The organism is Streptomyces sp. NPDC046939, from assembly GCF_040644575.1.
Classification (GTDB): Bacteria; Actinomycetota; Actinomycetes; order Streptomycetales; family Streptomycetaceae; genus Streptomyces.
The window spans coordinates 1-7,805 of sequence record NZ_JBEYWV010000069.1 but is presented as its reverse complement, the minus strand read 5'-3'; the positions used below and the strand labels follow the sequence as shown (position 1 = coordinate 7,805).

General features: G+C 69.8%; 5 protein-coding genes and 1 pseudogene. 1 reads left to right on the top strand and 5 read right to left on the bottom strand.

Annotation, left to right across the window (positions count from 1 at the left end; genetic code table 11):
* From ABZ877_RS39520 to ABZ877_RS39500, 5 genes and pseudogenes are all read right to left on the bottom strand, one after another.
* A pseudogene (locus ABZ877_RS39520) lies at window positions 1–95 on the bottom strand (dehydrogenase); the annotation flags it as partial.
* 117 nt (window positions 96–212) lie between these two features.
* Window positions 213–1,070, bottom strand: a complete 858-nt coding sequence (locus ABZ877_RS39515; protein ID WP_361081509.1) for an S-methyl-5'-thioadenosine phosphorylase — start codon at window positions 1,068–1,070, stop codon at window positions 213–215.
* An 80-nt stretch (window positions 1,071–1,150) separates the two neighbouring features.
* The gene (locus ABZ877_RS39510) at window positions 1,151–1,489 is read right to left on the bottom strand and encodes an FmdB family zinc ribbon protein (protein WP_361081506.1); all 339 of its coding nucleotides are present in this window, start codon (window positions 1,487–1,489) and stop codon (window positions 1,151–1,153) included.
* A 69-nt stretch (window positions 1,490–1,558) separates the two neighbouring features.
* A complete protein-coding gene (locus tag ABZ877_RS39505; protein WP_361081503.1) occupies window positions 1,559–2,860 on the bottom strand; it encodes an MFS transporter in 1,302 nt (433 codons plus the stop codon).
* A gap of 266 nt (window positions 2,861–3,126) precedes the next feature.
* Window positions 3,127–4,668, bottom strand: a complete 1,542-nt coding sequence (locus ABZ877_RS39500) for a potassium/proton antiporter (RefSeq protein WP_361081511.1) — start codon at window positions 4,666–4,668, stop codon at window positions 3,127–3,129.
* Window positions 4,669–4,821: 153 nt separating this feature from the next.
* Here ABZ877_RS39500 and ABZ877_RS39495 point away from each other — a divergent pair, with 153 nt between their 5' ends.
* Complete coding sequence (locus ABZ877_RS39495; protein ID WP_361081500.1) at window positions 4,822–7,677, top strand: penicillin acylase family protein; 2,856 nt, start codon at window positions 4,822–4,824, stop codon at window positions 7,675–7,677.
* Window positions 7,678–7,805: the final 128 nt, after the last annotated feature.

The following is a 7,805-nucleotide window of genomic DNA, read 5'->3' as shown; positions in this document are numbered from 1 at the left end:
TCGGCCTCCAGGGGGCGCAGCGGCATCGGCGCGATGGCTCCGACGGCGCAGCGCACACCGCGCCGGGCGGGGTCGAGGACGAGGGCTACGGAGGCCCGTCACGCCGCCGTCACGCCGACCACGATCCGCCTCCCGGCCGGATCCCGCTGAGCCCCGTGCATTACCGACGGGTTGTGGAAAACTCCCTCACCCGAAGACGGCCAGTGACCCGTTCACGGCAACCGGATCCCCGGGTCCATCCCCCCGAGCGCATCCGCGCACGAGCAGTCCCGCTCCCCGTTCCCCGGCAACCCCGCGACCACATCGAACAGCACCGTCCGCAGCCGCCCCAGGTTCGCCGCGAAGACCTCAAGCACCTCGTCGTGCGAGACGCCCTCCCCGCTCTCCGCGCCCGCGTCGAGGTCGGTGACGAGGGTCAGCGACGTGTAGCAGAGCTCCAGCTCGCGGGCGAGCATCGCCTCGGGGTGCCCGGTCATGCCCACCACGGACCAGCCCATCGCGGCGTGGAACCGGGACTCGGCGCGGGTCGAGAAGCGGGGGCCCTCGACGACGACGAGCGTGCCGCCGTCCACCGGCTCCCAGCCCTTGCCGCGCGCCGCCTTCACCGCGACCTTGCGGCCCGTGGGGCAGTACGGGTCGGCGGGGGAGACGTGCACGACGTTCGGCACGGTGCCGTCGGGCAGCGGCAGCCCGTCGAAGTAGGTCTGCGCCCGGGACTTCGTACGGTCCACGAACTGGTCGGGCACGAGGAGCGTGCCGGGTCCGTACTCCGGTCGCAGCCCGCCGACCGCGCACGGCCCGAGGACCTGGCGTACGCCCACGGAGCGCAGCGCCCACAGGTTGGCGCGGTAGTTGATGCGGTGCGGCGGCAGATGGTGGCCGCGCCCGTGCCGGGGCAGGAAGGCGACCCAGCGCCCGGCGACCTCACCGAGGAAGAGGGAGTCGCTGGGCGGCCCGTAGGGGGTGTCGACCTGTACTTCGGTGACGTCGTCGAGGAACGAGTAGAAGCCGGAACCACCGATCACGCCGATCTCGGCGGCGTCGGCATGCGTGTTCGTATTGGTCGCCATGGTCAGCACAGTAGCCAAGGGCGGAAACGCCGAAGACCCCGCCGTCGGGGACGGCAGGGTCTCGTACGACGTGGTCGCGCCTAGGCGGCCGACGACGAGCTGGAGGAAGCGGTCGAGGATCCGGCCGACGACTTCGCGTCCGAGGAGGACGAGGAGGACGACGACGAGGAGTCGGAGGACGACTTCGAGGACGAGTCGGAGCTCGACTTCGACGACGACGCCGGGCTGCTGCTCGACGAGGAGCCGCGGCTGTCGTTGCGGTAGAAGCCCGAGCCCTTGAAGACGATGCCGACGGCCGAGAAGACCTTCTTCAGGCGGCCACCGCAGTTGGGGCACTCGGTGAGGGCGTCGTCGGTGAACTTCTGCACCGCCTCGAGGCCTTCGCCGCACTCGGTGCACTGGTACTGGTAAGTCGGCACTTTGTCTTCCTCCTGGCACTCTCACTCGATGAGTGCTAACGACGATCCATAGTGACGTATTCCGCGAGATCAGTCCACTGCCACCGGCCGTCGGTGACCGACGCCACGTGCGACGGTGCGCCCCGAGGACGGCGGCACCAGCCGCGAGCGCAGCAGGAACATGACCACGAGGGCGAGCAGTGTGCCGCCCATCGGCACGAGGAATCCCGCACCGTCCCACAAGCGGTCCTCGAGCTGTCCCGCCACGGTCACGGCGGCGGCCTGGCCGAGGGCGACCGAGCCGGTCAGCCAGGTGAAGGCCTCCGTACGGGAGCCGGCCGGGACGATCGACTCGACGAGCGTGTAGCCGGTGATCAGGGACGGGGCGATGCAGACGCCGACCAGCAGGCCGAGCCCGGCGAGCAGCAGTACTGACTGTGCCGCCCACAGGCCGGACGCGGTGAGGGCGAGGGCGGTGTAGCCGACGAGCAGGCGGCGCTGCGGCGCGACCTTCCAGGCGATGGCGCCGCAGACGAGGCCGGAGAGCATGTTGCCCGCGGCGAAGACGCCGTAGAGGACGCCGTTGAGGCCGGGTTCGCCGATGGACTCGGTGTAGGCGGCGAGGGAGACCTGCATGCCGCCGAAGACGGAGCCGATGCCGAGGAACGTCACGATGAGCACGCGGACGCCGGGGACGCGCAGTGCGGAGGTGTGCTCCACGCGCGCGTGGCCGTCAGCGGAACCTTGTGCGGAACCGGCCGTGGGCGTCGGCTGCGTGCTCTTCTGCGCGGCGAACAGCAGGCCGCCGACCAGGGTGAGCCCGGCCTCCGTGATCAGGCCCGCCGCGGGGTTGATGCCGGTGCACAGGGCGGTGGCGAAGAGCGGGCCGAGGACGAAGGTGAACTCGTCGGTGACCGATTCGAACGCGGCGGCGGTCTGCATGAGCGGCGAGCCCTGGAGCTTGACGCCCCAGCGGGCGCGCACCATGGGCCCGATCTGGGGCGTGGAGGCGCCGGTGGGCACGGCCGCGAGGAACAGCGCCCAGGTGGGCGCCCCGGACAGTGCGAGCACGGTCAGGGTGAGCCCGGCCGCGCAGTGCACGAGGACGCCCGGCAGCAGGACGGCCCGCTGCCCGAAGCGGTCGGCGAGTTTGCCGCTGTAGGGCGCGAACAGCGCCATGGCGACGCCGGTCGTCGCGGAGACCGCGCCCGCGGTGCCGTACGAGCCTGAGGTGTGCTGGACGAGCAGCACGATGGAGATGGTCAGCATCGCGAACGGCTGGCGCGCCGCGAAGCCGGGGAGCAGGAACGTCCAGGCACCGCGGGTGCGCAGGAGCTGTCCGTAGCCGGGTCGGGTGTCGGAGTCGCCGGGAACCGTGTCCTTCTGTGGCACGGCCCTCGCCTTTCTGCCGCCTGGTAGCCCGGTGGCCTCCTGGTCGAGGAGCACCGGGCCGAGAGCCGTCCTCACATGCGCCGGGAACCGAGTGATACCTGCGGTCCGCGCCAGGAGAGGCCCTGGGCCATGCGGTGCACGCGCGCGTGGCGACGTGTCGCAAGGGGACCGCGGCCGCTTTGCGGTCGCGCCGGCTCTACATCAGGCAGAGTCGGTAGTTCGGGTGGTTCGAAAACAGTGTGGAGCGCAATGTCTGTCCACCCATGTTAACGGGCGGTTTCGCCCCCTGTGCCCAGCCAGCCGGCGAGCTTTCCGCCGTGCGCGATGGCGCGCAGCCTGGCCTCGGCGGCGTCGCGGACGGGGTCGGTGGCCACGACCAGGAGTTCGTCGCCGTGGCGCAGCACGGTGGTGGGCGACGGGACGAAGGAGGCGCCCTCGCGGACGACGAGGGTGACGGCGGAGCCCTTGGGCAGGCGCAGTTCGCCGACCTCCACGCCGTGCATGCGGGAGCCGTCCGGGACGGCGACGGACAGCAGGTGGCCGCGGAGCCGCTCCAGGGGTGCGGACTCGATGCCGAGGTCGGCGGCGGCGTCCGAGGAGCCGAGGCGCAGCTTCCTGGCGAGCCAGGGCAGCGTGGGGCCCTGGACGAGCGTGTAGACGACGACCAGGACGAAGACGATGTTGAAGATGCGGCGGCTGCCCTCGACGCCGGTCACCATCGGGATGGTCGCCAGGATGATGGGCACGGCGCCGCGGAGCCCCGCCCAGGACATGAGGGCCTCCTCCCGCCAGGGGATGCGGAAGGGCGCCAGGCTGATGACGACGCTGAGGGGGCGGGCGATCACCGTGAGGACGAGGCCGATGAGGAGCGCGGGCACTATGTCGTCGGCCAGTTCGTGCGGGGTGACGAGCAGCCCGAGCAGGACGAACATGCCGATCTGCGCGATCCAGCCGAGCCCTTCGGCGAAGCCGCGCGTGGCGGGCCAGTGCGGCAGCTTGGCGTTGCCCATGACCATGGCGGCCAGGTAGACGGCGAGGAAGCCGCTGCCGTGGGCCATGGCGCCCGCGGCGTAGGCGACGGTGGCGATGGCCATGACGGCGATCGGGTAGAGGCCGGAGGCGGGCAGCGCGACGTGGCGCAGGCCGTAGGAGCCGGCCCAGCCGACCGCGAGGCCTATCGCCGCGCCGATCGCGAGCTCCAGCGCGATCTCGCCGACGAGGACGTACCAGTGCTCCACGGGCCCGGCGGCCGAGAAGGCGACGACGAGGATGACGACAGGGGCGTCGTTGAAGCCGGACTCCGCCTCCAGGACACCGGTGATGCGCGAGGGCAGGGGCACCTTGCGCAGCACGGAGAAGACGGCCGCCGCGTCCGTGGAGGACACGACCGCGCCGATGATGAGGGCCTGGTGCCATTCCAGGCCGACGATGTAGTGCGCGCCGGCCGCTGTCACACCCACGCTCACGGCGACTCCGACGAGCGACAGGGCGGCGGCTGCCGGGAGCGCCGGTTTGATCTCCTTCCACTTCGTGCCCAGGCCGCCTTCGGCCAGGATCACGACGAGGGCCGCGTAGCCGATGACCTGGGTCATCTCCGCGTCGCTGAAGGAGACGTCGCCGATGCCGTCCTGGCCCATGGCGATGCCGATGCCCAGGTAGAGGAGCAGGCTGGGCAGCCCGCTGCGCGAGGAGATGCGCACCGCGGCGACCGCGACGAGCAGTACGAGCGCGCTGACGAGCAGGAGCTGGTTGAGGTGGTGGACAGTCAGGGGCCGGTCCTTCCGCGAGGGGGCGCCGCAAAGGGGGATCAGGTACTTCGTTACCTTACCTAATCGTTAACGCTTTCTTGACGCTCGGCCGGAGGTTGGCCCCCCGGTTCCTGACTCCGCGTCCGGGCTTGCACCGCACTGCTCGTATGGTTGCTCCCAGCCAGCCGCTAGCGAAGGACAGCAAGGATCGCGATGCCCTCCACTACGAACGCCTCTTCCGGTCGCCAGTCCGGCAAGAAGAAGGGGCGCCGAGCCCGACTGCTCGTGATCGTCCTCGTGTTGGCCGTCGTCGCGGGCATCGGATACGGCGCCTATTGGGGCGTGGACAGCGTGCGCGCGTCCCTGCCGCAGACGACGGGATCGGTCACGATCGACGGCCTCAAGGGCCAGGTGCAGGTCAAACGGGACAGCTACGGCGTCCCGCAGATCTACGCCTCCTCCGACGAGGACCTGTTCATGGCGCAGGGCTTCGTCCAGGCGCAGGATCGGTTCTACGAGATGGACGTGCGCCGCCACACCACGTCCGGGCGCCTGTCGGAGATGTTCGGCAAGGGCCAGGTGAAGACCGACGAGTTCCTGCGCACCCTCGGCTGGCAGCGGGTGGCGCAGAAGGAGTACGACTCCGAACTGTCGCCCGAGACGAAGAAGTACCTCCAGGCGTACTCCAAGGGCGTCAACGCCTACCTGGCGGGCAAGAGCGCCAAGCAGATCTCCGCGGAGTACGTGGCGCTCGGCTTCGAGAACGACTACAAGCCGCAGAAGTGGACCCCGGTCGACTCGGTGGCCTGGCTCAAGGCGATGGCCTGGGACCTGCGCGGCAACATGCAGGACGAGATCGACCGCTCCCTGATGACGACCCGCCTCACGGCGAAGCAGATCAAGGACCTGTACCCGGCGTACCCGTACACCCGGAACAAGCCGATCGTGCAGGAAGGCGCCTACAACAGCGTCACGGGCCAGTACGACGATTCGGCGACCAGCACGGGGACGGGGACCGGCACCGGTACGGGCACCGGAACCGGCACGGGCACAGGGACCGGAACCGGCACCGGGACTGGCACCGGCACAGGCACCGGTACGGGCACAGGAACCGGCACAGGCACCGGAGCCGCCGGTACCGGCCTGGCGGGCAACACGGGCACTCCCAGTGGCTTCCAGAGCCAGTTGGGCGGCCTCGCCGACGTCCTGGACCAGATCCCCGACTCCGCGGGCCTCGGGCCCAACGGCAACGGCATCGGCTCCAACTCGTGGGTCGTCGCGGGCAAGCACACCATCACCGGCAAGCCGCTGCTCGCCAACGACCCGCACCTCGCGCCGCAACTCCCGTCCGTCTGGTACCAGATGGGCCTGCACTGCACGAGCCTCTCGGCCAAGTGCCAGTACGACGTGGCGGGTTACACCTTCGCGGGCATGCCCGGCGTCGTCATCGGCCACAACCAGAGCATCTCCTGGGGCCTGACCAACTCGGGCGTCGACGTCACCGACCTCTACCTGGAGAAGTTCCAGAACGACGGCTACCTGTACGACGGGAAGACGGTCCCCTTCAAGACCCGCCAGGAAGTCATCAAGGTCGCCGGCGGCGCGTCGAAGACGATCACCGTCCGCGAGACCAACAACGGCCCGCTCCTGTCGGACCGCGACGACGACCTGCTCAAGGTCGGCAAGAAGGCCCCGGTGGGCGCCACGGCCCCGGACCGCGGCGACGGCTACGGCATCGCTCTGCGCTGGACCGCGCTCGACCCGGGCAAGACCATGGACGCCGTCTTCGAGATCGACAAGGCGAAGAACTGGACCGAGTTCCGCAAGGCGGCCACCAACTTCGAGGTGCCCTCGCAGAACCTCGTCTACGCGGACACCGAGGGCCACATCGGCTACCAGCTGCCCGGCCGCATCCCGGAGCGCGGCCAGGGCGACGGTTCGCTGCCGTCGCCGGGCTGGACCTCGAAGTACAAGTGGACCGGCTACCTCGACCAGGACGAGCTGCCCTACGAGTACGACCCCAAGCGCGGCTACATCGTGACCGCCAACCAGGCCGTGGTCGGCAAGGACTACCCGCACACGCTCACCACGGACTGGGGCTACGGCACCCGCTCCCAGCGGATCACCGACCTCATCAAGTCGAAGATCGACGGCGGCGGCAAGATCTCCACCGACGACATGCGGCTGATGCAGATGGACAACAGCAGCGAGATCGCCAAGCTGCTCGTGCCCAAGCTGCTCAAGATCGACGTCAAGGACACGTACGTCCGTGAGGCGCAGCAGCTTTTGGAGAACTGGGACTACACCCAGAACCCGGACTCGGCGGCGGCCGCGTACTTCAACTCCGTGTGGCGCAACGTCCTGAAGCTCGCCTTCGGCAACAAGCTGCCCAAGGAGCTGCGCGTCGAGGGCCAGTGCCTGAGCGTCACGCCGGTCGACAACACCGGCCCGGCCGACGAGGACCGCAAGGTCCGCGAGTGCGGCCAGCGCGACGCGCACTCGGCGCAGCCGGACGGCGGCGACCGTTGGTTCGAGGTCGTCCGCAAGATCATCAACGATGAGAAGAACGACTGGTGGAAGACGCCGGGCAACCGCAACAACAAGGCGACCGCCACCCGTGACGAGCTGCTCGCGCGTGCCCTGAAGGACGCCCGCTGGGACCTGACGGCCAAGCTCGGCAAGGACGTCGACACCTGGAGCTGGGGCCGTCTGCACAAGCTGGAGCTGAAGAACCAGACGCTCGGCACCGAGGGCCCGGGCTGGCTGCAGTACGTACTGAACCGCGGCCCCTGGAAGCTCGGCGGCGGCGAGGCGGCCGTCAACGCGACCGGCTGGAACGCGGCGGCCGGCTACGGCGTCGACTGGGTGCCGTCGATGCGCATGGTGGTCAACCTGGCCGACCTCGACAAGTCCAGGTGGATCAACCTGACGGGCGCCTCGGGCCACACCTACAGCGCGCACTACACCGACCAGACCGACAAGTGGGTCAAGGGCGAGCTGCTGCCGTGGAACTTCACGGAGAAGGCCGTCGGCGACAGCACGTCGGACACGCTGGTGCTCCAGCCGTAGAAGAGCGGTAGCAACGCGAGAGGGGCCCGCACGAGCCCTTGCCGGAGGCCCAGGAGATGAACTTCCAGGCGTTGTCGGGGTTGTGGGACGCCTTCTGCAAGCCCCACGCCCAGGTGTAGAGCCAGCCG